Consider the following 25,101-nt stretch of genomic DNA (forward strand, 5'->3'; position numbering starts at 1 on the left):
CTCCTTCTTGGGGGAATCGTTCGTCCCCCACATTCGCGGCTTTCCGGGGAAGGTTCAATGCGCGTTCAGATCCATTTGATATGTGTCAATGCCCAAATTCTGCCATAATGCCACAGTCATGGGATTGGCCATCCGGGGGGGACCATGGCGACGCTTCACGACAGAAAGCGCCAGTTGCTGAGGCGGCTGGCCGAACTCGACGGTCGGCTGCAGGACATCGAGGCCGAGCTCGACACCCATCAGTCGAAGGACTGGGGGGAGCTTGCGGTCGAGCGCGAGGAAGACGAGGTGCTGCAGGGCATGGGCAGTTCCGGCCTGGCCGAGGCCCGGCAGATCCGCGCAGCCCTCGCGCGAATCGAAGACGGCAGCTACGGTTTTTGCGTGCGCTGCGGCGACGAGATCGCCGCAGAGCGGCTGGATCTGGTGCCCGCAACGCCATTTTGTCGCATCTGCGCGCGGTAACGGCCGCTGTATAGGACCCGCCCCATGAGCCAAACGAGCCGAACCAGCCGTATGCCAGGATTTTCCAACAACGCCGTCCCCGAAGAAACCCGCGCCCTGATCCGGGCCCGGATCGAGAGCCTTCTGACCAGCGGAGCGGTGGCCAGCCAGGTCAACCGCCAGCTCAGGACCAAAGGTTGCCACAGCCCGTGGGCCCTTGCCTCGGCCTCGGCGGGCGAGGATGATCGGGCGGCGCGCGAGACTGCGCAGACCTGCAGAAGCATGACAGGGAGACACGGATGGCGTTCGAACAACTCAAGGCAGGGATCGCTCTGATCCTCGAAGAGATCGAGAAGCGGCCCGAGGACCGTCACGTCCTGCAGGAAGAGCTGCGCGGCAAGATCGCCGAGATGCACGCGCTGGGTCTGCCGGTCCCCGAGGATATCCTGCGGCTCGAGCAGGAACTCGAGGACGACGATTCCGACGATCTCTACGACGACATGCCGGTCTGAGGCCGGACACGCTCGGGCGCGCCCGGACCGCAGATTGCGCGCCTTCCGGATATTGCGTTTCGCCTCAGGCTTGTCCCAAATGTTCCCGGGATGATCCCGGGCCTCTGCGCGCCGTCGGTGCGCCGGGTCCGGCCGGACGGGGGACCGAGCGATGACGCGTCCTGTGACAGCAGAGCATCCGGCTCCGGGCGTGGTGCGCCTGGTGCTGGACGCACCGCCCGACAACGCCCTGACCGCCCCGCTGCGCGACGCGCTGGAGGCCGCGCTGACCGCGGCGCTCGCGGCCCGCAACACCCGCGCGGTCTTGATCGCCGCGCGCGGGGCGGTGTTTTCCGCGGGTCTTCCCGATACCGATGACGAGGACGGCCGGGCCGCCACGCTGGGCGCGATCGCGGCGCTGATCGATGCGGCCGGGGTGCCGGTGGTCGCGCTCTTGCCGGGACCGGCCTCGGGCGGGGGGTGCGAACTGGCGCTGGCCTGCCATTACCGCGTCGCCGCGCGCGAGGCCGAGTTGTGCCTGCCCGACATCGCGCTGGGGCTGCCGCCGCAGGCGGGCACGACCCTGCGCCTGCCGCGTCTGACCGACCCCGCGACCGCGCTCGACATGATGCTGTCGGGGCGGGCGGTGCCGTCGGCCCGGGCGCGCCAGGCCGGGCTTTTCGATGCGGTGGTCGATGGCGATGTCGATGCGGCGGGCCTGCGCTTCGCGCTGGGGCTTCTGGCCGAACATGCGGGACCCCGGCCCGCACCGTCGCGGCCGCTGCCCGATTTCCGGTCCCTCCAGGCGGCGGTGCAACGTCTCAAGGGGGCGCTCGACCCCGACGGGCCGGTCCGCGCGCGGGGGGCCATTCTCGATTGCGTCGAGGCGGCGGCGTTGCTGCCCCCCGAGGCGGCGCTGGCCTATGAGGCGGCGGCGGTCGAGGACTGCCGCGACAGCGCCGCGCATCGCGCGCTCTGCCATCTGGCGCAGGCCGAGCAGCGGGTGCGGGCCGGGATGCGGGAGGTGGTCGATCCCGGCGTCCCGCCCCGGCGGATCGGGCTTTGGGGCTGGGGGCCGGGGGCGGCCGCGCTGGGGGCGGCGCTTCTGGCGACCGGGCCGTCGGTCCGTCTGGGTGCCCCCGATGCCGCCGCGCTGGACCGCGCCATCGCCGAGGTCGAGTCGCTTCTGGATGCGGCGCGGACGGCGGCGGGCTGGGACGAGGCCACGCGGGTCCGCTATCGGTCGCGGCTGTCGGGCGGGGTCGGACCCGCCGCACTGTCGGGCTGCGACCTCTTGATCGAGGCCGGGGGCGGACGGATGAGCGACCGGCAGGCGCGCTTCCCCGATCTTGCGCGCACGGCCGCACCGGGGGCGGTGCTGGCCGCGACCGGGGTGCTGGCGAGCCCCTCGGCGCTGGGGGCTCCGGCGGGGCGCGAGGCCGACACGCTCTGGTTTCATCTGCCCGACGCGGTGCCGGGCACCCGCCTGGCCGAGATCGTGCGCTCGCCCCGCACCGGCCCGCGCGCGACAGCCGTGCTGTCCGACCTGGCGCGGCGGCTGGAACGGCTGGTTCTGGTCTCCGAGGCCGAAAGCCCGTCGCTGGGGCTGTTGCTGGGGGCGCTCGATGCGGCCGATGCGACGGTCGAGGCCGGGGCCGCCCCGGCCGAAGTCGATGCCGCGATGCAGGACTGGGGCATGGCCCACGGGCCGTACCGCATGGCCGACCGCGTTGGCCTGCCGATGCTGCTGGCGCTGCGCCGACGCCAGCCCGGCGGCGACGATCCCGAGGCGCGGCCGACGCTGATTCTGGGCCAATTGGTGCGCGAGGGGCGCGACGGCTACCTGGCCGGGCGCGGGTATTATCGGTACGGCCCCGGGGGCGCGGCCGAACCCGATCCGCAGGTGGCCGAGATCGCCGCCGCAGCCCGCGAGGTGCTGGGCGCGGTCCCGCCGCGCAGCTTTTCCCAGGCCGCGATCCAGGCGCGCGTGCTGGCCGGGATGGTGCAGGCCGGGGCGGCGATGCTGGGCCGCGGGGTCGTGCGCCGGGCCGCCGATCTGGACCTTGCGGCGGTCCATGGGCTGGGCGTCGCGCGCTGGCGCGGCGGGCCGATGCGGGCGGCCGACGAGGCCGGGCTCCTGTCGCTGCGCAAGACCCTGCGCGACATGGCGGCCGAGCGGCCGCAGGGAGGGCTGTGGGATCTTGATCCGCTGATCGCCGAGGCGATCAAGATGGGCCACGCGCTGTCACGGTCCGAGGCACCGGGCCGGGGCGCGCTCAGCCCAGCATGATGCCGATGACGACCATCATCAGCCCGACGGCCGACAGCGCGAGCGCGGCCATGTTCTGGGCCACCGCCTTTTGCAGCCGGGCGCGCATCTCGGGCTCGGGCAGGTTCGCGCCGCGGGCGCTCAGCATGTTGCGGATGCACCAGACGATACCGGCCAGCCCCATCACCGACACGGCCGCTCCGGCCCAGATCAACGCGTCCATCGCATCCTCCTCCTTGGCTTGGCGCACCCGCGCCTAGTCCAACCTCTTCCGGCGCGCAAGGGTCTTGCGGCAGAGGGGGCGCTTCGCTACGTCAGGACCCCGGGCAGACAGCCGGGGCAGACAGCCCGAGCAGACAGAAGGACAAGGACCCGATGGAGATCGAGGACGAGCAGGACGACACCCGCTCTGCCGACAGCACGTACCGCGTCACCGCTGGCGAGCTGCGGCAGTTCATCGAACGGTTCGAGCGGCTCGAGGCCGAGAAGAAGGACCTCGCGGACCAGCAGAAAGAGGTGATGGCCGAGGCCAAGGCGCGCGGCTACGACACCAAGGTGATGCGCAAGGTGATTTCGCTGCGCAAGCGCGACAAGGACGACATCGCCGAGGAAGAGGCGATCCTCGAACTTTACAAGGAAGCGCTGGGCATGGCCTGACCGCGCGCCGCCCCTTTTGGGGCGGGCGTCCCGGGATCAGGCGGCGAGAAAGCGGATGCCGGGCATCGCGGCGATGGCGGCGATGTCTTCGGCATAGCGGTCGGTCAGCGTCTCGATCAGCTCGCCGGTCCAGCCCGGCAGGTCGATCTCCTCCTCCACCGCCTCGGGGATCGCGTATTTGTCGAGAAAGGCCGCGGCCGCCCGCCGCCGGGCCGCCGGGTCGAGCGCCGGACTGTCGGCCAGGAACCCGTTGAGCCGCGCAAGACCGGCCGGGGTCATGACCTTGGCAAGAACCGCGTCGCCCCCGGCAAGGTCCGTTGCCCCGTCGCCTGCCGCGACCTGCATCAGATCGGGCCAGATCAGCGGCGTGTCCTCGTTGCACCAGACCGTCAGCTCGGCCCCGGGCAGGGCATTGCGGATGCGCTGGACGGTGTCCTTCCACGAGAGCCGCACCGGGTCCGCGCCCGCGATGAAGGCCGCGAAGTCGCGCTCTTTCGACAGGGCGAACAGCGCCGGAACGAAGGTCGCCGGATTGCGCAGCCCGAACAGGAACGACTGGCGGGCGCCGGGAAAGAGCTGGGCCAGCCAATGCGCCTTTTCCCCCGCCATCGGATACAGCATGTGCTGCGCCAGCGCCTTCTGCGGCATGCACAGGAACGAGGGGTTGGTCAGCACCAGCCGCTTGGCCGTCTTTCCATCGAGTGCGGCCTGCAGCATCGCGGTCTGCATCTCGTCCGAGGCGGGCGCGCCGCGCAGCGCCACCAGAATCTCGCGCAGCACCGGGCGATAGCTTTGCGGATCGGGCACCGCCACGCCATGTGCGGCCAGGGTCTCGCGGTTGCGGATCAGGCTGCGCACCAGCAGGTCGTCATCCGTGCAATGCGCCCCGATGTGAAAGACGACATCCATCCTGCACCTGCCTTCTTGTCCCTGCCTTCTGGCGGTTTTTCCCCGGGCGATGCCGGGGCTAGGGCGGGCCTTTCGAGGCCTGACCCTTCTGGCAGACCCGCGCGTCCTATTCTGGACAGAAATTTCGCTTTGCGCTACCCACGGCATCATGGCTGACCAAATCACTCAAGTTAACCGGCGGCGGCCGCTCCGGCTGCGGCCCGATCCCTGGTCGGTCGGGGCGCTGGCGATCGCGGCGCTGGTGTTGCTGCCGATCCTGTCGGTGGTCGTTCTGGCGCTGACCCCCGACGAGAACATCTGGCCGCATCTGATCGCGACCACGCTGCCGCGCTATCTGACCAACACGCTGGCGATGATGGGCGGGGTCGCCCTGCTGGCCTCGGCGGTGGGGGCGGGCGCGGCCTGGCTGGTGTCGATGTACCGCTTTCCGGGCGCGCGCTGGCTGGAATGGCTGCTGCTGCTGCCGCTGGCGATCCCGGCCTATGTGGGCGCCTATGCGCTGGTCGATTTCCTGGAATATGCGGGGCCGGTGCAGACCGGGCTGCGGTCGCTGTTCGGCTGGCAGACCGCGCGGGATTACTGGTTCCCCGAGATCCGGTCGCGCGGCGCGGCCGTGCTGGTGCTGTCGGCGGCGCTTTATCCCTACGTCTATCTGCTGGCCCGCGCGGCCTTCCGCGAACAGTCGGGCGCGGCCTATGAGGTGGCGCGGGCACTGGGGGCGGGGCCGGTCGGGCTGTTCTGGCGGGTCGGCCTGCCGCTGGCGCGACCCGCCATCGCCGCGGGCGCGGCCATCGCGATGATGGAGACGGTGAACGATTTCGGCGTGGTCGAATATTTCGCGGTGCAGACCCTGACCGCCGGGATCTTCTCGGTCTGGCTCGAGGGGGGCAATGCCGGGGGCGCCGCGCAGATCGCGGGGGTGATCCTCGCGGTGATCCTGGCCCTGGTCGCGCTGGAGAAGGTCAGCCGCCGGAACCTGCGGTTTCATGCGCTCGGCCGGCATCACCGCCCGCTGGTCCCGGTGCGGCTGGAAGGTGTCGCCGGATGGGCCGCGACGCTGGCCTGCGCGCTGCCGGTCGCGTTCGGTTTCGCGCTGCCGGTCGGGGTGATCCTCAGCCACGCGTTGGCCAATGCCGAGGGCTGGGCCGATCCCGGGCTGATCCGGGCGCTGCTGCACACGCTGACGGTGGGCGGCATCGCCGCCGTGCTGACCGTCGCGGCAGGGCTTTTCCTGGTCTATGGCGTGCGGCTGACCGGCCGGACGCTGCCCCGGATTCTGTTGCCGGTCACCACCATCGGCTATGCGGCGCCCGGCGCTGTGCTGGGGGTCGGGCTCTTGATCCCGATGGCCGCGGCCGACAATGCGCTGGCCGATGGCTGGCTCTGGCTCTTCGGCGCCGATCCGGGGCTTTTGATGACCGGGTCGGCCTTTGCCATCGTCTATGCCTATGGGGTGCGTTTCTTCGCCATTGCGCAGGGTGCGGCCGATGCCGCGATGGGGCGGATCGCGCCCAGCCTGCCGATGGCCGCGCGGTCGCTGGGCCGGACCGCGCGCGGCACGCTGACATCGGTGTACCTGCCGCTGATCCGGACCTCGATCGGCACCGCGCTGCTTCTGGTCTTCGTCGATTGCGTCAAGGAGCTTCCGGCGACGCTGCTGCTGCGGCCCTTCAACTACAACACGCTGGCGACGCGGGTCTATGACAAGGCGAGCCTCGAGAACCTCGGCGACGCCTCGCCCGCGGCGCTTCTGGTCTGTCTGGTGGGGCTCGTCGCGGTCGGGCTGCTGGCGCGCGCCAACCGCTGAGCGTTTGGCCCCGAGGGGTCAGGCCGCAGCCCGGGCGGCCGACACATCGGGTGCGGTCCGGGTCTCCGCGGGCAGGCCCGCCGCCTGCAGCATCGTCATATGCGGCGGCCGTGTGCCCGCCAGCGTCACCGCCATCCCCTGATCGAGTGCCTTGCGCACGAAGCCCGTCAGGCTGTGCGCGCCGGTCATGTCCAGCAGCGGCACATCGGCCATGTCGAGGATCAGGTGGCGCGGCCGTGCCGCGATCCGGTCGAGCACGCTTTCGATCACCGGGGCCGAGCCGAAGAAATAGGCTCCGGTCAGGCGCAGCACCACGGTCTGGCGGCTCTGGCCGCGATCCTCGGGGCGGCTTTCGGTGTCGGTCTCGTCCAGCATCGCGTCGACCCCGCTCATCTGGGCCAGCCGGTGCAGGAAGACCAGCGCACCCAGCGCAAGGCCGGTCACGATGGCCTCTGTCAGGTCGCGCAGCACGGTCATCGCGAGCGTTGCCAGCAGCACCACGACCTCGGCCCGGGCGGTGCGCGCGAGCGTCCGGATCGCGCGAAGGTCGATCATGTGCAGCGAGACCGAGACCAGCACCCCCGCCAGCGCCGCCAGCGGAATGGCCGAGGCGAGCGGCGCCAGCAGCAGCACCATGCCCAGAAGCGCCAGCGCATGGATCATGCCCGCGACCGGCCCATGGGCGCCCGCCCGCACATTGGTGGCGGTCCGGGCGATGGTGCCGGTGACGCAAAAGCCTCCGAAACAGGCCGAGGCCATGTTGGCCGCGCCCTGTCCGATCAGTTCCGCGTTCGACCGGTGCCGCCGCCCGGTCATCGAATCCGCGACAACGGCCGACAGAAGCGACTCAATCGCGCCCAGAAGGGTGAAGGCCAGCGCGTCGGGCAGGACGGCGCGGATCTTGTCGAGCCCCAGCGGCGGCAGATGCGGCGCGGGCAGGCCGGAGGCGATGCCGCCATAGGCGCTGCCGATGGTGGGCACCGGCAGCTTGAACAGCCACACCGTCAGCCCCGCCAGAGCGATCGCCATCAGCATGCCCGGAAAGCGCGGCGCATGGCGGCGCTGGACGAGGATGAAACCGAAGGTGCCGATCCCCATCGCCAGATCCAGAAGGCTCAGCGTCGGCAGCGCGGCCCAGAGCGCGGGAATCTTTTCGAGGAAGGGGCCGGGTTCGGGGCCGTCGAGGGTCAGCCCCAGAAACGGTCGCATCTGGCTGGCGAGGATGATGACGCCGATCCCGGCGGTGAAGCCCACGGTGACGGGGTAGGGGATGAACTTGACGAAACTCCCCAGCCGGAGCGCGCCGGCCAGGGCAAGGAAGATCCCCGACAGGAAGGTCGCAAGCGCCAGCCCGTCCAGCCCGTGGCGCTGGACCGTCGCCAGCACCAGCACGATGAAGGCCCCCGCCGGGCCGCCGATCTGGAACCGGCTGCCCCCCAGCGCCGAGACCAGAAAGCCGCCGACGATGGCGGTGATCAGGCCGCGATCCGGCGGCACGCCCGAGGCGATGGCGATGGCCAGCGACAGGGGCAGCGCCACCACCGCCACGGTCAGCCCGGCCACCAGATCGGCGCGGAAGACGCGCAGCCCGTAGCCCTCGGCCAGAACGGTCAGAAGCTTCGGGGTGAATTGCAGCATCGGGCCGCTGGTTGGGGTCATCGTCTGCCTCCGTCGGTCTCGGGTCGCGGCACCAATGGACGGCCCGCGCCCGAAGAGGCGCGCCCGGCAAGGCGGTGTCATGAGTCGCGGCGCAGTCTACTCCCGATCCGGGGGGCGAATGCGACCGCTTTCTTGCGTTGCCTCTGGCAACGAGGTCCGCTGACCGGCAGCCGTGGGCCAGGGACACGGGGGACGACAGGGGCGACCGCCGCGTCCGGGGCCGGGCGGGTCAGTCCTTGCGCGGGCCGACATTGGCGGCGAAGGCTCTGTCGAAGGCCGCCTTCTGTTCGGGGCTCGCCTCGGTCTGATGGGCGGCCTTCCACTCGGCATAGGGCATGCCATAGAAGGCCTCGCGCGCCTCGGCCTCGGTCAGTGCGACGCCGCGCTCGGCGGCGGCCTCGGCCATCCAGCGCGACAGGCAGTTGCGGCAGAACCCGGCCAGGGTCATCAGGTCGATGTTCTGGACCTCGGGCCGGTCCTCCATCAGGTGGCGCCGGAGCCGCCGGAAGGCGGCGGCCTCGATTTCGGTGCGGGTGGCGTCGTCCATGGGGGGCTCCCTTTGCGGTGGGCGGGCGGCGTTCAGGCGCCGGTCTCGGCCAGTGCGGCCGTCAGGATCGGGGCCAGCCGCGCGCCCCAGGCGGCCTGATCGGCGGGCAAGGCGATGACGTCGTTGCGCAGCTCGATCAGCACGTTCGGCCGGCCGAAGGCCTCGGCATGGCGGTCGACGGAATCGCCCGGCAGATGGCCGCCATAGGGCTCGTTCTCGCCCACGCAAAGATCGGGCTCGGCGCGCAGCCGCGCGATCAGCGGCCGGGCCAGCCGGTCGTCGGCGGCATGCAGGATGCCGATCTGCCAGGGCCGGGGCGGACGCCCCTTCAGTTGCGGCGTGAAGCTGTGGATGGCCAGCAGGACCGTATCGGGCCGCCGCGCCGCAAGCCGCGCGACCTCGGTGTGATAGGGCCGCCAGAAGGTCCGGATGCGGCGGTCGATCTCGGCCTCGGCGATGGCGCGGTTCGCGGGGATCACGGTGCCGTCATAGACCCGCATCACCAGGGTCGGGTCGTCCTCGCCCCGGTTCGGGTCGATCACCAGCCGCGAGAAGCGGCTGAGCACCAGCGGCGCATCGAGCGCCTCGGCCACCGCCCGGGCCACGCCGGCGGCGCCCGGGTCCCAGGCGATGTGGCGGACCATGTCGGCCGGCGAGATCCCGAGGCTGCCGCCGTTCACGCAGGGCGGCACGATGTTGGTGGCATGATCGCAGGTGACCAGCCAGCGTCCGCCGCGCGCCTCGCCCACGGTCTCGAATGGCCGGTCGTTCATCGACATGTCACCTTTTCGCGTCACATCCTTTTGCGCAGACCCTTACACAGGTGCCAGTTGTCTCGCCGAGGGCTTCGGCCTAGAAGGAGAGATTGTACACCGGCGCATACTGCGCATGGGTCATCTGAAGACAGATAGGGCAGGATGAGACGTCTACGCAACCTCAAGATCGTGGCCACGCTGGGGCCGTCCTCGAACGACTACCCGACGATCCGGGCGCTGTTCGAGGCCGGGGCCGATGTGTTCCGGCTGAACATGAGCCATGGGAGCCACGAGGAAATCGCGCAGCGCCACGCGACGATCCGCCAGATCGAGGCGGATACCGGCCGCCCGATCGCGATCCTCGCCGACCTGCAGGGGCCCAAGCTGCGCTGCGGGCAGTTCGCCAACGGCGCGGCCGAACTGGAAGACGGACAGATCTTTCGCTTCGATCTCGACCCGACCCCGGGCGAGGCGCATCGGGTGCAACTGCCCCACAAGGAAATCTTCGACGCGCTGGAACCCGGCGCGACGCTTCTGGTCAATGACGGCAAGCTGCGGCTTCGGGTGAAGGACCATGGCCCCGACTTCGCCGATTGCGAAGTGATCGTCGGCGGCACCATCTCGAACCGCAAGGGCGTGAACGTGCCCGATGTGGTGTTGCCGCTGGCGGCGCTGTCGGAAAAGGACCGCGACGATCTGCATTTCGCGCTGGATCTCGGCGTCGACTGGGTCGCGCTCAGCTTCGTTCAGCGGCCCGAGGATGTGATCGAGGCGCGCGAGATCGTGGGCACGCGCGCCGCGATCCTGTCGAAGATCGAGAAGCCCGCGGCGGTGAAGGCCTTCGACGCGATCCTTGCGGTCTCGGACGGCATCATGGTCGCCCGCGGCGATCTGGGGGTCGAGTTGCCGGTGCAAAGCGTGCCGCCGATCCAGAAACGTCTGGTGCGCTCCTGCCGGGCGGCGGCCAAGCCGGTGATCGTGGCGACGCAGATGCTGGAATCGATGATCGAAAGCCCGATGCCGACCCGGGCCGAGGTGTCCGACGTGGCCTCGGCGATTTACGAGGGGGCGGACGCGGTGATGCTGTCGGCCGAATCCGCCGCCGGGCGCTACCCGGTCGAGGCGGTGACGATGATGGACAATGTCGCGGTCGAGGTCGAAAGCGACCCGACCTACCGTTCGGTGATCGAGGCCAGCCGCCAGGCCGAACGTTCGACCGTGGCCGACGGCATCGTGTCCGCCGCGCGCGAGATCGCCGAGACGACCGACATCAAGGCGATCTGCTGCTTTACCGAATCCGGGACGACCGCGCTCAAGACCTCGCGCGAACGGCCGCGCGTGCCGATCCTGGCGCTGACCCCGTTTCCGGCGACGGGGCGGCGGCTGTGCCTCAGCTGGGGCATCAACTGCTATTACAACGAGAAGGTCGAGCGGTTCAAAATGGCCGTGGTCAGCGCCGCCCGCGCGGCGCGGGCGGGCGGCTATGGCGAGGGCGAGGACAAGATCATCGTGATCGCCGGTCTGCCCTTCAACATCCCCGGATCGACCAACATCCTGCGGGTGGCGCCCTGCGAAGAGCGGCTGATCTTCAATCTGGAGCCCGAATAGGGCCGGTTCACCGGCGCGCGGAACACTTGGCCCCCGAAAACCGGCCCCGGGCGTGGTCCCGGGGCGCGGAGCTGTTCCAAGCCGGCAGGCGATCCGCCCCCTTTTTCGTGATCGGGATTGCCATCGGACCGATGGCGATTCCGGCGCTTTTCGCAGCCGTGGCCGACGACTGCGCGCCGCGGCCAGTCCGGTGATGATCGGCGGCGAGCCCCCTCGCGGCGACACGCCGGAGAGGGGGCCCGATGTGGTGGCCCGGGTCGTCCATCGCGACAGGACCCGAGGCGATTTCTCCTTGCATGCAGGCCCCGGGCTTTCTATACGCTCGCCACTCACCTGGTGCGACCGGCCGTTGTGGCATGCCGAGTCGCGCCTTCACCGCCCGAAAGGAGACGGAAATGCCCAAGATGAAAACCAAGTCGAGCGCCAAGAAGCGCTTCAAGGTCACGGCCACCGGCCGGGTCAAGGCGGGTCAGGCCGGCAAACGCCACGGCATGATCAAGCGGACCACCAAGTTCATCCGCGACGCGCGCGGGACGACGATGCTCTCGGCTCCGGACGAGAAGCTCGCCAAGTCCTACATGCCCTATTCGCGCTAACGGAGGCCTGATCCATGTCCCGAGTCAAAGGCGGCACCACCACCCACGCCCGTCACAAGAAGGTCATCAAGGCTGCGAAAGGCTATTACGGCCGCCGCGGCAATGCCTTCCGCACCGCCACCCAGGCCGTCGACAAGGCCAACCAGTACGCGACCCGCGACCGCAAGCAGCGCAAGCGCAACTTCCGCGCGCTGTGGATCCAGCGGATCAACGCGGCCGTTCGCGCCCATGACGAGTCGCTGACCTATTCGCGCTTCATCAACGCGCTGGCCGTTGCCGGGATCGAGGTCGACCGCAAGGTTCTGGCCGATCTGGCGGTGAACGAGCCCGAAGCCTTCGGTGCCATCGTCGAGAAAGCCAAGGCCGCGCTGGCCTGAGGCCGCGCGATCCGGGGTCCGAGACCTCCGGTCAGTCCAACAGGCCGCGCCTGATGCAGGCGGCGGTCTGGGGTCGAAAAAGACAGGAAGGCCGTGCAAGGTTGCTTGCGCGGCCTTTTTCTTGTGTTGGGGGCATGGGAGGGGCGGCCGGGCCGTCCTGACGCGCTCGTGGCGCGTGTCACCCGAATGGCAGGCTCATCAGGGAAGGGGCGGGCGCCTGACGACGGATGCGCGCTCGTGCCCTGACCGGCGCCGCATTCCCCCCACCGTCAGAACGTGGCTGGCGAGCGTGAGATGCCGCGGCCCCCGCCGCGCGAGGCGGACGAGAGACCTGACCACACAGCCTGCCTGAAAAGGTCTGGCCCCGGCGCCGAAACGCCGGTCCGGGGCGGTCCGGGCAAAGCACAAGGCCTCGGTCGAGCGCGAAGTCGACCGAGGGTCCGTTTGCGCGGGCGCGGGGCGCGTCAGCCTTGCAGGCTGCGCACCCCGATTTCGCCTTCTTCACGCGATTTCATCGCCAGGGCGGCGGCATGGCTGGCCGCGGCGGTGGTGAAATAGGGGATGCGGTCCATCAGCGCCACGTTGCGGATCGAGCGGCTGTCCTCGACCGCGCGGTTGCCCTCGGTGGTGTTCATCACCAGCTGCACCAGCCCGTCCTTCATCACGTCGACAATGGTGCGTCCGCCCTCATAGGCCTTGTTCACCAGCGTCGTCTCGATCCCGCTTTCGGCCAGGAAACTGGCCGTGCCGCGCGTTGCGAGAATGCGGAAGCCAAGCGCCAGCAGGATCTGGGCGGTTTCGACCAGCTCGGGCGTCTTGTCGGCATCCTTGATCGACAGGAAGACCTGACCTTCGCGCGGCAGGTCCGATCCGGCGCCGAGTTGCGCCTTGAGGAAGGCGCGCGGGAAGGACCGGTCCCAGCCCATGACCTCGCCGGTCGAGCGCATTTCCGGGCCAAGCAGCGTGTCGACGCCGGGGAAGCGGGCGAAGGGCATCACCGCCTCCTTGACCGAGAACCAGGGCGTCCGCAGATCGGCCAGCGACATCGGGTCGGCCATCGGCAGCGGCGTGTCGGGGTCGGTATCGGCCGGGTAGGGCGCGCGCAGCGGGAAGGCAGACAGCTTCTCGCCCGCCATCAGCCGCGCCGCGATCGAGGCGATGGCGCTGTCGGTCGCCTTGGCCACGAAGGGCACCGTGCGGCTGGCACGCGGGTTCACCTCGATCAGGTAGATCTCGCCGTCCTTGACCGCGAATTGCACGTTCATCAGCCCGACGACGCCGAGCCCCAGCGCCAGCGCCTCGGTCTGGCGTTTCAGCTCGGCCAGGATGTCGTCAGACAGACGGTGCGGCGGCAGACAGCAGGCACTGTCGCCGGAATGGACGCCGGCCTCTTCGATATGTTCCATGATGCCCGCGACATGGACCTTTTCGCCATCGCACAGCGCATCGACATCGACCTCGGTCGCGCCGGAAAGATAGCTGTCGAGCAGCACCGGCGACTTGCCCGACACCACCACGGCCTCGTTGATGTAGCGTTGCAGCTGGGGCGTGTCGCGGACGATCTCCATGGCGCGGCCGCCCAGCACGTAAGAGGGCCGGATCACCAGCGGATAGCCGATCTCTCCGGCGGCTTCGAGGGCGGCCTTGGCGGAATGGGCGATGGCGTTTTTCGGTTGCTTGAGGCCGAGCCTATTCACCAGTGCCTGGAACCGCTCGCGGTCTTCGGCCAGGTCGATGGCGTCGGGCGTGGTCCCGAGGATCGGGATGCCCGCCTCTTCCAGCGCATTCGCAAGCTTCAGCGGCGTCTGCCCGCCGAACTGCACGATCACGCCATGCAGCGTGCCCGCCATCTTCTCGACCCGCAGGATCTCCATCACATGCTCGAAGGTCAGCGGCTCGAAATAAAGCCGGTCCGAGGTGTCATAGTCGGTCGAGACGGTTTCCGGGTTGCAGTTGATCATGATGGTCTCATACCCGGCTTCGGTCAGCGCGAAGCAGGCATGACAGCAGCAATAGTCGAACTCGATCCCCTGACCGATCCGGTTCGGGCCGCCGCCGAGGATCACCACCTTCTTGCGGCCCGAGGGGCGGGCCTCGCATTCGGTCTCGCCCATCACCGGGGTTTCGTAGGTCGAATACATGTAGGGCGTCTGCGCCTCGAATTCGGCGGCGCAGGTGTCGATCCGCTTGAAGACCGCATGGACCCCCAGATTGTCGCGGGCGCGGCGCACCTGATCCTCGTCGCGGCCGCTGAGCCTGGCCAGACGCGCATCGGTGAAGCCCAGCATCTTGAGCTGGCGCAGGCCGGCTTCGGTGACCGGCAGGCCCTCCTTGCGGACCCGGGCCTCGGCATCGACGATCTCGCGGATGCGGGCGAGGAACCAGGGGTCGTAGCTTGTCGCGGCGTGGATGTCCTCGTCGCTGAGGCCATGGCGCATCGCCTGGGCCACGATCCGCAGCCGGTCCGGGGTCTGCCGGGTCAGCGCGGCCACGATCTGGGCGCGGTCGGGCGCGCCGGGGATCTCGATCTCGTCGAAGCCGGTCAGGCCGGTTTCCAGCGAGGCCAGCGCTTTCTGCAGCGATTCGTGGATGGTACGGCCGATGGCCATGGCTTCGCCCACCGATTTCATCGCGGTGGTCAGTTCCGCTTTCGAGCCCGGGAATTTCTCGAAGGCAAAGCGCGGGATCTTGGTCACGACATAGTCGATGGTCGGCTCGAAGCTTGCGGGCGTGACCTTGGTGATGTCGTTGTCCAGCTCGTCCAGCGTGTAGCCCACGGCGAGTTTCGCAGCGATCTTGGCGATCGGGAAGCCGGTGGCCTTCGAGGCCAGCGCCGAGGACCGCGACACCCGCGGGTTCATCTCGATCACCACCATGCGGCCGTCTGCGGGGTTGATCGCCCATTGCACGTTCGACCCGCCGGTCTCGACCCCGATCTCGCGCAGGACGGCAATCGAGCCGTTGCGCATGATCTGGTATTCCTTGTCGGTCAGCGTCAGGGCAGGGGCCACGGTGATCGAGTCGCCGGTATGCACGCCCATCGGATCGACATTCTCGATGGCGCAGACGATGATCGCGTTGTCCGCCTTGTCGCGGACGACCTCCATCTCGAATTCCTTCCAGCCCAGCAGGCTTTCGTCGATCAGGATCTGGCTGACCGGCGAGGCGTCGAGCCCGCTTTTGCAGTAATACTCGAATTCCTGCCGGTTATAGGCGACGCCGCCGCCGGTGCCGCCCAGCGTGAAGGCGGGCCGGATGATCGCGGGCAGGCCCACATGTTCCAGCGCGGCCATGCATTCGTCCATGGTGTTGGCGATCACGGCCTTGGGGTTTTCCAGCCCGATCCGGTCCATCGCCTCGCGGAACAGCTTGCGGTCCTCGGCCATCTCGATGGCGGCGCGGTTGGCGCCGATCAGCTCGACCCCGTATTTGTGCAGCACGCCCATGTCGGCCAGCTTGAGCGAGGTGTTCAGCCCGGTCTGCCCGCCCATCGTCGGCAGCAGCGCGTCGGGGCGCTCCTTCTCGATGATCTTGGCGACGACCTCGGGGGTGATCGGCTCGATATAGGTGGCGTCGGCCAGACCCGGGTCGGTCATGATCGTGGCCGGGTTCGAGTTGACCAGGATGACCCGGTAGCCTTCCTCGCGCAGCGCCTTGCAGGCCTGGGCACCGGAATAATCGAACTCGCAGGCCTGCCCGATGATGATGGGACCTGCGCCGATGATCATGATGGACTTGATATCGGTTCTCTTCGGCATGTCCCGCCCTCAGTTTGCGCAAATTGCTGGGCGTTATAGCCAAGCGGCCTTGGGGCGCAAGGGCAGGAGAGGGGAAATTCGGCACGTGCCGGTCCTTGCGGGGCCGGACCGGGTGCGGGGGCGCGCCCGTAGAGCGCGGCGGGCGCAGGCAAATGGCGGAAAACCGGCTGCGGGCGGCAGTCTTGCCGGGCGTTGCGGAACCTCCGGGGCGTTACCGCATTTGTGAACGATCTGCCTGCATACTGCCGGAGGGCCGCCCCTGTGACGCCCGGGTCCTGCGCTATCTTTTGTGGCCGGGATCGCGGGCGGGGCGGCTGTCGGCTGCGGCCCGGCGCGCAAGGGGCCGACCGCGATCTTGCGAAAGGAGACAGGAATGGCCTGGACACTCGATCTTTCCCTTGAAACCCGCGTCCCCAGCCGGGGCCGTCTCTGGGGGGAATTCGTGGTGTTCTATCTGTTGACGCCGCTCGGGATGGCGCTGCTGATGCCGCCGCAGGCGCTGTTTCCGGTGCTGCTGAGCCTGACCGCCATGGGGCTCTTGCTGTTGCAGGTCACCGAAGGCTTCCGCTGGTCCGATCTGATCCGCGGACTCGGTCGGATCGACCCCTGGCTGGTGCTGGGCTTTTCGGCGGTCACGACCCTGATCGTCGGTCCCTTGACGATGCTGGTGGTCCCGCAGGAGGCGCTGGCGCTGGTGCGGACCAACCCGGCGCTTCTGGGCTCGATTCTGCTATTCTATCCGCCGCTTTCGGCGCTGCCGCAGGAAATCGTCTTCCGGGCGCTCTTCTTCCGCCGCTACGGACCGATCCTGCCGGACCTCAGGCACGCGATCGTGCTGAATGCCGCGGTCTTCTCGCTTGCCCATCTGATGTACTGGAGCGTGGTGGTCTCGGCCCTGACCTTTCTGGGCGGAATCGTCTTCGCCTGGGCCCATGAGGCGCGCCGGAATTTTCCGCTGGCGGTGGTGCTGCATGCGGTGGCGGGCTGGATCCTGTTCATCGGCGGGCTTGGCATCCTTTTCTATTCCGGAAATGTGGTGCGCCCGTTTTAGACCGGACCCGGAAAGACGCGTGGCGGCGATTTGACTTGTGTCAAGTCAGCTTGACAGGGGATGTGTCATGTTCCCCCGCGAAACACGGGGAGTCGATCCATGCGCATTGTCTTTATTCATCCCAACTACAAGTCCGGCGGCGCCGAGATCGCAGGCAACTGGCCTCCGGCCTGGGTCGCGTATCTGACCGGGTCGCTGCGGACTGCGGGATATGACGACATCACGTTCATCGACGCGATGACCAACAACATCTCGGAAGACGACATCCGCAAGCAGCTGAAGGCGCTGAAGCCCGACGTGGTGGCGTCGACCTCGATCACGCCCTCGATCTACGCGGCCGAGCGGCTGCTTGAGATCGCCAAGGAAGAGGTCCCCGACGCGATCCGTGTCCTCGGCGGCATCCACGCGACCTTCATGTTCAAGCAGGTGCTGTCGGAGGCGCCCTGGATCGACGCCATCGTGCGCGGCGAGGGCGAAGAGATCGTGGTCGAGCTGATGAACGCGATCCGGGACGGCAAATGGCCCGAGAACCGGCGCGAGATCAAGGGCCTGGCCTTCCTTGACGGCGACGAGATCGTGGCGACGGCCGCCGCGCCCACCATCAAGGACGTCGATTCGATCAAGCCCGACTGGACCATCCTCGAGTGGGAGAAATACATCTACATCCCGCTGAACTGCCGGGTCGCGATCCCGAACATGGCGCGGGGCTGCCCGTTCACCTGTTCGTTCTGCTCGCAATGGAAGTTCTGGCGCGATTACCGCATCCGCGATCCCAAGAAGGTCGTCGACGAGATCGAGGATCTGGTCGTGAACCACAAGGTGGGCTTCTTCATCCTCGCCGACGAGGAACCCACCATCAACCGCAAGAAGTTCATCGCCTTCTGTCAGGAGCTGATCGACCGCGGCCTGCCCGACAAGGTCAAATGGGGCATCAACACCCGCGTGACCGACATCCTGCGCGACGAAGAACTGCTGCCCTTCTACCGCAAGGCGGGGCTCGTCCATATCTCGCTCGGGACCGAGGCGGCCGCACAGCTGAAGCTCGACCAGTTCAACAAGGAAACCCGGGTCGAGGACAACAAGCGCGCGATCCAGCTTCTGCGCGAGGCCGACATCCTGACCGAGGCCCAGTTCATCGTCGGCATGGACAACGAGACCGAGGAAACCCTGGAAGAGACCTTCCAGCTCTGCTGGGACTGGCAGCCTGACCTCGCCAACTGGGCGATGTACACGCCCTGGCCCTTCACGCCGCTCTTCCAGGAGCTGCACAACAAGGTCGAGGTCTTCGATTACAGCCGCTACAACTTCGTGAACCCGATCATGAAGCCCGAGGCGATGGACCGTGCCCAGCTTCTGGACCGGGTGATGCACAACTACCGCCGGTTCTACATGCGCAAGGCGCTGTTCCACTACCCGTGGCGCGGCAACGGCTTCCGCCGCCGGTATCTGCTGGGCTGCCTCAAGGCGTTCCTCAAGGCGGGCGTGGGCCGGTCCTTCTATGACCTTGGCAAGAACAACTACTGGGGTCCGCAATCGAAGGACAAGGTGCATTTCGACTTCGACATGTCCCGCAAACCTGCCGCCGCGCAGATCGAGGACTGGGAATCTAACGCCGACCGCGCGGCCCAGGCCGCGGCCCGGCGCAAGTCCAAGGACACGAGCTTCAAGATGCCCGCCGACGATCCCTCGCAGGTGAAGGCCTGCGGCGGCGGCGATCAGCAGATGGAAGAAGTCTGAGATGAAGGACGACCTGTCCGGCCGTCCCGGCCGGATCGGACCGAATGCCGTGCTCCAGCTTCTGCCTGTGCTGGAGGCGGCGGGCGGGGGCGCGCTGCGCGACGAGATGCTCGGGGCGGCGGGGCTGTCGGCCCCTCCGTCCGATGCCGGGCTGATGGATGAGGGCCCGGCGGGGGCCATGCACCGCGCGCTGCGCCAGCGTCTGCCCGGCCGCGCGCCCGAGTTGCTGCGCGAGGCCGGGGCGCGGACCGGGGACTATATCCTGGCCCATCGCATTCCGCCGATGGCACAGCGGGTGCTGAAGCTGCTGCCGCCCGCGCTGGCCGCGCCCGTTCTGGCCAAAGCCATCGCCAAGCACAGCTGGACCTTCGCGGGGTCGGGGGCCTTCCGGGTCGTGTCGACCCGGCCGCTGGTCTTCGAGCTGACCGACAACCCGCTGATCCGGGGCGAGACCGCGCCGCACCCGATCTGCGTCTGGCATGAGGCGGTGTTCGACCGGCTGTTCCAGACCCTCGTCGACCGGCGCCTGCGCACCCGCGAACTGACCTGTTCGGCCAGCGGCGGCGCCGTTTGCCGGTTCGAGATCGCGCGCCCCTAGATCGGGCCTGTCACACGGCAAAGCGCCCGGCCATCCGGCCGGGCGCTTTGCGCTTTCACGGGGACCGCGCTGCGCGGCGGCGCGGCGTGAGGCGGACGTCGAGGCCCGGGGGCTGGCCAGAGAGCTTCGGGGCGGACAAAGCGGCGGCTGCGGGGCGGCTGCGTCTCGGCTCCCCTTGACTTCGGGGGCCATCGGGGGTGTATCGGCCCGAACCGAGACACGAGCCCCGAGGACCGTCCGATGCACGCCTATCGCAGCCATACCTGCGCCGACCTGAACAAGTCCCATGTGGGCGAGACCGTGCGCCTGTCGGGCTGGGTCCATCGGGTGCGAGATCACGGCGGTATCCTGTTCATCGACCTGCGCGACCATTACGGCATCACCCAGGTTCTGGCCGATCCCGACAGCCCGGCTTTCGCCGATGTCGAGAAGGTGCGGTCCGAATGGTGCATCCGCATCGACGGGGTGGTGAAGGCGCGCGACGAAAGCCTTGTGAACGCCAAGATCCCGACCGGCGAGGTCGAGGTCTTCGTGCGCGAGCTGGAGGTTCTGGGCCAGGCCGAGGAACTGCCGCTGATGGTGTTCGGCGATCAGGACTACCCCGAGGAAACCCGGCTGCGGTACCGCTATCTCGACCTGCGCCGCGAGAGCATGCAGGCGAACATGACGCTGCGCTCGGACGTGGTGGCCTCGATCCGGCGGCGGATGTGGGACAAGGGCTTCCGCGAATTCCAGACGCCGATCATCACCGCGTCCAGCCCCGAGGGCGCGCGCGACTTCCTGGTGCCCTCGCGGCTGCATCCGGGCAAGTTCTACGCGCTGCCGCAGGCGCCGCAGATCTTCAAGCAGCTGATCATGGTCTCGGGCTTCGACCGCTATTTCCAGATCGCGCCCTGTTTCCGCGACGAGGACCCGCGCGCCGACCGTTCGCCCACCGACTTCTACCAGCTCGACCTGGAAATGAGCTTCGTGCAGCAGCAGGACGTGTTCGACACCGTCCAGCCGGTGATCGCGGGCATCTTCGAGGAGTTCGGCGGCGGCCGGAAGGTCGATACCGACTGGCCGCAGATTTCCTATGCCGATGCGGCGCTCTGGTACGGCACCGACAAGCCCGACCTGCGCAACCCGATCAGGATGCAGGACGTCAGCGAACATTTCCGCGGCTCGGGCTTCGCGATCTTCGCGAAACTGCTGGAACAGGACGGCACCGAGATCCGCGCGATTCCCGCGCCCACCGGCGGCAGCCGCAAGTTCTGCGACCGGATGAACGCTTTCGCCCAGAAGGAAGGGCTGCCCGGGATGGGCTACATCTTCTGGCGCGAGACCGATGGCCAGACCGAAGCCGCGGGCCCGCTGGCCAAGAATATCGGCCCCGAGCGGACCGATGCGATCCGCCAGCAGCTGGGCCTTGGCGTGGGCGACGCCGCCTTCTTCCTCGGCGGCAAGCCCTCGGCCTTCCAGACCGTCGCGGGCAAGGCGCGCACCGTCATCGGCGACGAACTGGGCCTGACCGACAAGGACCGGTTCGCCTTCTGCTGGATCGTCGATTTCCCGATGTACGAGCAGGATGCCGAAACCGGCGCCATCGACTTCGAGCATAACCCCTTCTCGATGCCGCAAGGCGGGATCGAGGCGCTGGAGGGCGACCCGCTCAAGGTGCGGGGCTATCAGTACGACCTGGCCTGCAACGGCTATGAACTGGTGTCGGGCGCGATCCGGAACCACCGGCTGGACATCATGTTCAAGGCCTTCGCGCTGGCGGGCTATGCCGAGGACGAGGTGCGCAAGCGCTTCCCGAGCCTTGTCAACGCCTTCCGCTACGGCCCGCCGCCCCACGGCGGCTGCGCGGCCGGGATCGACCGGATCGTGATGCTGCTGGCGGACGAGCTGAACATCCGCGAGGTCATCATGTTCCCGATGAACCAGCGCGCCGAGGACCTGATGATGGGAGCGCCGTCCGAGCCCAGCAACGACCAGCTTCGCGACCTCTCTCTGCGTGTGATCCCGCAGGAGTGAGGCCCCTCGGGGCCGATCGAAAAGGCCCTGGCGTTTCTGCCGGGGCCTTTTCTTTTTCGTGAGTGGTGCGTTCAGACTTGGGTCCGGCCGTCAGGGGGGATCAGAGCGGCCAGAGAGTGCCGATGACGGCCACGGTGAAGGACGTGGCGCCGCCCCAGAAGATGGTCTGGTCGATCAGCGTCTTGAGACGTGCGATCATCATGCTTCATCCTAGGTCGTCAATCGTTACCAATTCGATAACGGGCGAATGGGGCGGGACTCGGGCCGGGCTGTCCCAAAGCCGGGGCGGTTTCCGGGCTTTTGCCCGCGCGGGGCCCGGGCTAGACCGGAGGCAAGCGCAAAGGATCCTGCCATGACCCAGAACCTGCCCCTCGGCGCACCGCTTGCCCGCTGGACGCCGCCGCCCCGGCCCGCCCATGACAGCCTTTCGGGACGCTATTGTCGGCTCGAGCCGCTCTCGCGCGACCATGCCGCCGAGCTGCACGCCGCCAATCAGGCCGATGCCTCGATCTGGACCTATCTGCCTTACGGCCCCTTCCCGGACGAAGCCGCGCTGGCCGACTGGATCGCGCAGGCCGCCTCGGGCCCGGACCCGCTGTTCTTCGCGGTGCGCGAGGCGGTGTCGGGCCGGGCGCTGGGCGTGCTCAGTTATCTGAGGATCGCGCCCGAGGCCGGGTCGATCGAGATCGGCCATGTGAATTTCTCGGCCCCTCTGCAACGGCGCCCAGCCGCGACCGAGGCGGTCACGCTGCTGATCGGCCATGCCTTCGCGCTGGGCTACCGGCGGCTCGAATGGAAATGCAATGCGCTGAACCGGGCCTCGCGGCGGGCAGCGGAACGCTACGGGCTGAGCTACGAGGGCGTCTTCCGGCAGGCGACGGTGGTCAAGGGGCGGAACCGCGACACCGCCTGGTTCGCCGCCATCGACGCGGAATGGCCGGCGCTGAAAGCCGCCTACGAGACCTGGCTCGACCCCGGCAATTTCGACGCCGACGGGCAGCAGCGCGTGCGGCTGTCCGACCTGACGCGGCCGATCCTGGTCGCCCGCGACCCCGAAGCCCTCTGAGGCCCACAGGCCGCAAGGCCGGGCATCGGGCGGGCCGCCCCGGTTCGGCCGGGGCGGCGCCGCTGCAACACCTTTCGGTCTATCCCGCGGACGTGAAATTTCTGCTTGCTCGAAAATTTAAAGCAATTCTATCCTGAATTGCATAACAGATAAAAAATCGAGCAGGACGTGAAATGACCCAGGTCGCAGAAATTGCGCCCGTGCCTTTTGCATGGACGCGCGGACTGGTCAGCGCGCGCGCAAGTGCCTTGCTGGCCGATCTGTTTCCCAGGGCGCACGACGCCCGGGTGGGCGAGTGCATCGGTATCGTCAAGCGGTTCATCTCTTTCGGGCGACGCTCGCTCACCGGGCATCCGGCCGAGGCGCTGGTGGTCATGGGCGAGGACGGGCGCCCGGTCTGCCTTGCGGGCCGGTATCTCGAGGCCGAGGCGCGTCAGGATCTGTTCCGGCTGGAGGAAATCCTGTCGGCACCGGGACTTCTGGCCTATGGCGCGCTGACGCCCCATGCCGGCAGCCTGCGCCACGCCGCCGCCCCGCCCCGGGCGCTGGAGCTTATTCTGGGGGCCAATGTCCACATGTTGCGCACGCTCGACTGGCAGGCCGACATCGCGGCCCGGCGCCACGCGGGCGAGCCCATCTCGCGGGCCTTGTCGTCCAATCTGCGGCTTCTGTCGGAACATCCCGGGTCGCATGACGCGGTCGAGGATATGCGCGACACGCTGCACGCGCAGGCGACGCTGATGCTGGGGCTTCTCAGTTTCGACGAGCCGGTGCTGCCCGCCCTGTCCGCGATCGCGGCCTGACGACCCGCCCGGACGTTCAGGTTGCGCGTCAGCGGCCGGTGATCTCGACCCGGCCCGAAACCCGCGCGCCCTTGCTCGAGGTCAGGCTTTCGGCCGTCAGGTCGGCCTGAACCCGCGCCGTGGCCGACAGCGCCAGGTCGGTGCAGGTGACCCGGCCCGAGATTTCGCCGCTGATGGTGACGGTCTCGGCCGAGAGCGAGCCCGTGACCTGTCCGGTCGCGCTGATCTCGATCGCCTTGGCGGCGATGTTGCCCTTGACCCGGCCATTGACGATCACGGCGCTGTCCTTGGCGACGAGATCGCCCTCGATCGTCAGGTCTTCCGAGATGATTGCCTGGGCCATGTGTGCCGCTCCACGTTGGGTCTTCTGTGCGCCCCCTCAATGGGGCGGGTTCGAGCCGGCCACAAGGGGGCTCCTGACCCCGGGCCGCCTTATCCCGCCAGCGTTGCCCGGTTGCGACGGCGCCATGGGCGAAGACCCGCCGGGGCTGCGCGCATGGGTCAGGCGGGGCGTTGGACGGCGAAGCTGTCGCAGATGGCGCCTGCGGTGGTGATCCAGATGCGGTCGCGATGCCCGGCGATATGCGCCAGCGCTCCGCGCAACGCCCTCAGCCGGCAGGGCTGGCCCATGATATAAGGGTGCAGCGCGATCCCCATCACCAGCGACTGGTGCGCCGACTGCTCCAGCATCTCGTCGAAATTGTCGACGATCATCCGGGCGAAGGTTTCGGCGCTGTCCTTGCGGCCGACAATGGCGGGAATGTCGTTCAGTTCCTGCGGATAGGGCACTGCCAGCAGCGGCCCATGGGCGGTGCGCATCCAGACCGGCTGATCGTCCATGCACCAGTTCAGCGTATAGGCATAGCCCGCTTCGGCCAGCAGGTCCGGCGTGACCGGGCTTTCGGAAATCCAGGGGCTGAGCCAGCCCCTCGGCGCCTTGCCCTCCGCGCGGGCGAGCGTCTCTGTCGCCTCGCGGATCATCGCCCGCTCGGCGGCCTCGTCCATGGTGCCCTGCCGTTCGCTGTTGCTGCGCCCATGGCCCGCGATCTCGTCGCCCCGGGCGCGATGGGCGGCCATCAATTCGGGCGCGTGGTCGCACATCGCCGAATTGGCCAGCACGGTCGCGGGCAGGCCGAGCGCGTCGAGCATCTCGATCAGCCGCCAGGCGCCCACCCGGTTGCCATAGTCGCGCCAGGCATAATTCAGGATGTCGGGCTGCGGCCCGCCGGGCGCCAGCTCTGCCCCGAGCCCCTCGCCAAAGGCGAAATGTTCGAGGTTCACGCCCAGATAGACCGCAAGCCGCTTGGCCCCGGGCCAGGTGAAATCGGGCCGGTCGGTGATCGGGCTGTAGTCGTAGCGGCCGTGGACCTTCAGGCTCACAGCGGCGCCTCGGCCAGCCCCGCGCGGTCCAGCAGGATCTCGGCGCTGTCGTTCCAGACGTCGGTCGAGACGATCTTGCCGTCCCGGACGGTGAAGATGTCGATATAGCGGTTGCCGTCGAAGGGCGTGCCGTCGGGCCATTCGCCATAGAGATGGCCGGTATTGTAGACCCGGACCTCGCCGGTTTCGGGATCGGTGACGGCATCGGTCCGAAGGAACCGTTTCTTGACCCATCCGTAGCGCTTGCCGTTGAAGCCCGCGCTGTCGGCCGGCCCGCCGAATTTCCGTCCGCCGGTGAAGCTCATCCGGAAATCCTCGGCCAGAAAGGCGGCGGCGCCTTCGGGATCGGGGATCATCGAGCGTTCGAGATAGGCCTCGACGATACGCTTGGCCTCGGCGGCGGGGTCGGTCATGGGGGCCTCTTGCTTGCGGTAGTGCGGCGTACCAATGTCCTCGTGCCTACCTCGATGTCAGACGAAAGCGCAAGGTATCTCAAACAGTTCCGGGATTCCGCGTGTTTGACCTTTCAAAGGGTTTCGCGCTTTTCCGTCGCCTGTTTAGCGGCTGTGCGTAGCC

23 protein-coding genes are annotated in these 25,101 nt (G+C 68.4%); 14 read left to right on the forward strand and 9 right to left on the reverse strand.

The window, feature by feature from the left end; all coding sequences use genetic code 11:
* The first annotated feature begins 144 nt into the window (after window positions 1–144).
* From BYZ73_RS06370 to BYZ73_RS06380, 3 genes are all read left to right on the forward strand, one after another.
* The gene (locus tag BYZ73_RS06370) at window positions 145–462 is read left to right on the forward strand and encodes a TraR/DksA family transcriptional regulator (protein WP_108024647.1); all 318 of its coding nucleotides are present in this window, start codon (window positions 145–147) and stop codon (window positions 460–462) included.
* Window positions 463–740: 278 nt separating this feature from the next.
* A complete protein-coding gene (locus tag BYZ73_RS06375; RefSeq protein WP_075785068.1) occupies window positions 741–953 on the forward strand; it encodes a hypothetical protein in 213 nt (70 codons plus the stop codon).
* Between the two features lie 151 nt (window positions 954–1,104).
* Window positions 1,105–3,222: an enoyl-CoA hydratase/isomerase family protein gene (locus BYZ73_RS06380; RefSeq protein ID WP_112315327.1), complete on the forward strand. Its 2,118-nt coding sequence runs from the start codon at window positions 1,105–1,107 to the stop codon at window positions 3,220–3,222.
* On the opposite strand, the gene BYZ73_RS06385 is transcribed toward BYZ73_RS06380, so the two are convergent.
* Complete coding sequence (locus tag BYZ73_RS06385; protein ID WP_075785070.1) at window positions 3,209–3,424, reverse strand: hypothetical protein; 216 nt, start codon at window positions 3,422–3,424, stop codon at window positions 3,209–3,211. The two genes, BYZ73_RS06380 and BYZ73_RS06385, sit on opposite strands and share 14 nt — an antisense overlap.
* 152 nt (window positions 3,425–3,576) lie before the next feature.
* On the opposite strand from BYZ73_RS06385, the gene BYZ73_RS06390 reads away from it, so the two are divergent.
* Complete coding sequence (locus tag BYZ73_RS06390; RefSeq protein ID WP_075785071.1) at window positions 3,577–3,858, forward strand: DUF2312 domain-containing protein; 282 nt, start codon at window positions 3,577–3,579, stop codon at window positions 3,856–3,858.
* Between the two features lie 36 nt (window positions 3,859–3,894).
* On the opposite strand, the gene BYZ73_RS06395 is transcribed toward BYZ73_RS06390, so the two are convergent.
* Complete coding sequence (locus tag BYZ73_RS06395) at window positions 3,895–4,767, reverse strand: hypothetical protein (protein WP_112315328.1); 873 nt, start codon at window positions 4,765–4,767, stop codon at window positions 3,895–3,897.
* Window positions 4,768–4,915: 148 nt separating this feature from the next.
* On the opposite strand from BYZ73_RS06395, the gene BYZ73_RS06400 reads away from it, so the two are divergent.
* Window positions 4,916–6,574: an ABC transporter permease gene (locus BYZ73_RS06400; RefSeq protein ID WP_112315329.1), complete on the forward strand. Its 1,659-nt coding sequence runs from the start codon at window positions 4,916–4,918 to the stop codon at window positions 6,572–6,574.
* Between the two features lie 18 nt (window positions 6,575–6,592).
* On the opposite strand, the gene BYZ73_RS06405 is transcribed toward BYZ73_RS06400, so the two are convergent.
* From BYZ73_RS06405 to BYZ73_RS06415, 3 genes are all read right to left on the reverse strand, one after another.
* Window positions 6,593–8,233, reverse strand: coding sequence for a SulP family inorganic anion transporter (locus tag BYZ73_RS06405; RefSeq protein ID WP_112315330.1), 1,641 nt, complete (start codon window positions 8,231–8,233; stop codon window positions 6,593–6,595).
* Window positions 8,234–8,462: 229 nt separating this feature from the next.
* Window positions 8,463–8,780, reverse strand: coding sequence for a DUF1244 domain-containing protein (locus BYZ73_RS06410; RefSeq protein ID WP_112315331.1), 318 nt, complete (start codon window positions 8,778–8,780; stop codon window positions 8,463–8,465).
* A gap of 32 nt (window positions 8,781–8,812) precedes the next feature.
* Window positions 8,813–9,553, reverse strand: a complete 741-nt coding sequence (locus BYZ73_RS06415; RefSeq protein ID WP_245943067.1) for an N-formylglutamate amidohydrolase — start codon at window positions 9,551–9,553, stop codon at window positions 8,813–8,815.
* A gap of 144 nt (window positions 9,554–9,697) precedes the next feature.
* Here BYZ73_RS06415 and pyk point away from each other — a divergent pair, with 144 nt between their 5' ends.
* The 3 genes from pyk to rplT all read left to right on the forward strand — a co-directional run bounded on the left by pyk (window position 9,698) and on the right by rplT (window position 12,116).
* Entirely contained in the window at window positions 9,698–11,143 is a 1,446-nt protein-coding gene (pyk, locus tag BYZ73_RS06420) for a pyruvate kinase (protein ID WP_075785021.1), read from the forward strand.
* A 395-nt stretch (window positions 11,144–11,538) separates the two neighbouring features.
* Window positions 11,539–11,739, forward strand: a complete 201-nt coding sequence (gene rpmI / locus BYZ73_RS06430; RefSeq protein ID WP_075785022.1) for a 50S ribosomal protein L35 — start codon at window positions 11,539–11,541, stop codon at window positions 11,737–11,739.
* A gap of 14 nt (window positions 11,740–11,753) precedes the next feature.
* A complete protein-coding gene (rplT, locus tag BYZ73_RS06435) occupies window positions 11,754–12,116 on the forward strand; it encodes a 50S ribosomal protein L20 (RefSeq protein ID WP_042460507.1) in 363 nt (120 codons plus the stop codon).
* 464 nt (window positions 12,117–12,580) lie between these two features.
* On the opposite strand, the gene carB is transcribed toward rplT, so the two are convergent.
* A complete protein-coding gene (gene carB / locus BYZ73_RS06440) occupies window positions 12,581–15,874 on the reverse strand; it encodes a carbamoyl-phosphate synthase large subunit (RefSeq protein WP_112315334.1) in 3,294 nt (1,097 codons plus the stop codon).
* Window positions 15,875–16,247: 373 nt separating this feature from the next.
* Here carB and BYZ73_RS06445 point away from each other — a divergent pair, with 373 nt between their 5' ends.
* From BYZ73_RS06445 to BYZ73_RS06470, 6 genes are all read left to right on the forward strand, one after another.
* Window positions 16,248–16,925: a CPBP family intramembrane glutamic endopeptidase gene (locus BYZ73_RS06445; protein WP_108024666.1), complete on the forward strand. Its 678-nt coding sequence runs from the start codon at window positions 16,248–16,250 to the stop codon at window positions 16,923–16,925.
* Window positions 16,926–17,024: 99 nt separating this feature from the next.
* Window positions 17,025–18,662, forward strand: coding sequence for a magnesium-protoporphyrin IX monomethyl ester anaerobic oxidative cyclase (gene bchE / locus BYZ73_RS06450; protein ID WP_108024668.1), 1,638 nt, complete (start codon window positions 17,025–17,027; stop codon window positions 18,660–18,662).
* 1 nt (window position 18,663) lies between these two features.
* Window positions 18,664–19,260: a bacteriochlorophyll 4-vinyl reductase gene (gene bchJ / locus BYZ73_RS06455; RefSeq protein ID WP_108024670.1), complete on the forward strand. Its 597-nt coding sequence runs from the start codon at window positions 18,664–18,666 to the stop codon at window positions 19,258–19,260.
* A gap of 240 nt (window positions 19,261–19,500) precedes the next feature.
* Window positions 19,501–21,276 (forward strand): aspartate--tRNA ligase, encoded by a 1,776-nt coding sequence (gene aspS / locus BYZ73_RS06460; protein ID WP_112315335.1) that lies wholly within the window; start codon window positions 19,501–19,503, stop codon window positions 21,274–21,276.
* A 352-nt stretch (window positions 21,277–21,628) separates the two neighbouring features.
* The gene (locus BYZ73_RS06465; RefSeq protein ID WP_112315336.1) at window positions 21,629–22,342 is read left to right on the forward strand and encodes a GNAT family N-acetyltransferase; all 714 of its coding nucleotides are present in this window, start codon (window positions 21,629–21,631) and stop codon (window positions 22,340–22,342) included.
* Between the two features lie 173 nt (window positions 22,343–22,515).
* Entirely contained in the window at window positions 22,516–23,145 is a 630-nt protein-coding gene (locus tag BYZ73_RS06470) for a hypothetical protein (RefSeq protein ID WP_108024676.1), read from the forward strand.
* 28 nt (window positions 23,146–23,173) lie between these two features.
* On the opposite strand, the gene BYZ73_RS06475 is transcribed toward BYZ73_RS06470, so the two are convergent.
* The 3 genes from BYZ73_RS06475 to BYZ73_RS06485 form a co-directional block, all read right to left on the reverse strand.
* Window positions 23,174–23,488, reverse strand: a complete 315-nt coding sequence (locus BYZ73_RS06475) for a bactofilin family protein (RefSeq protein WP_075785030.1) — start codon at window positions 23,486–23,488, stop codon at window positions 23,174–23,176.
* Between the two features lie 158 nt (window positions 23,489–23,646).
* Window positions 23,647–24,525, reverse strand: coding sequence for a polysaccharide deacetylase family protein (locus BYZ73_RS06480; RefSeq protein ID WP_112315337.1), 879 nt, complete (start codon window positions 24,523–24,525; stop codon window positions 23,647–23,649).
* The gene (locus BYZ73_RS06485; RefSeq protein ID WP_112315338.1) at window positions 24,522–24,938 is read right to left on the reverse strand and encodes a nuclear transport factor 2 family protein; all 417 of its coding nucleotides are present in this window, start codon (window positions 24,936–24,938) and stop codon (window positions 24,522–24,524) included. The genes BYZ73_RS06480 and BYZ73_RS06485 overlap by 4 nt, the downstream gene beginning before the upstream one ends.
* Window positions 24,939–25,101: the final 163 nt, after the last annotated feature.

Source organism: Rhodovulum viride, assembly GCF_003265965.1.
Lineage (GTDB): Bacteria > Pseudomonadota > Alphaproteobacteria > Rhodobacterales > Rhodobacteraceae > Rhodovulum > Rhodovulum kholense.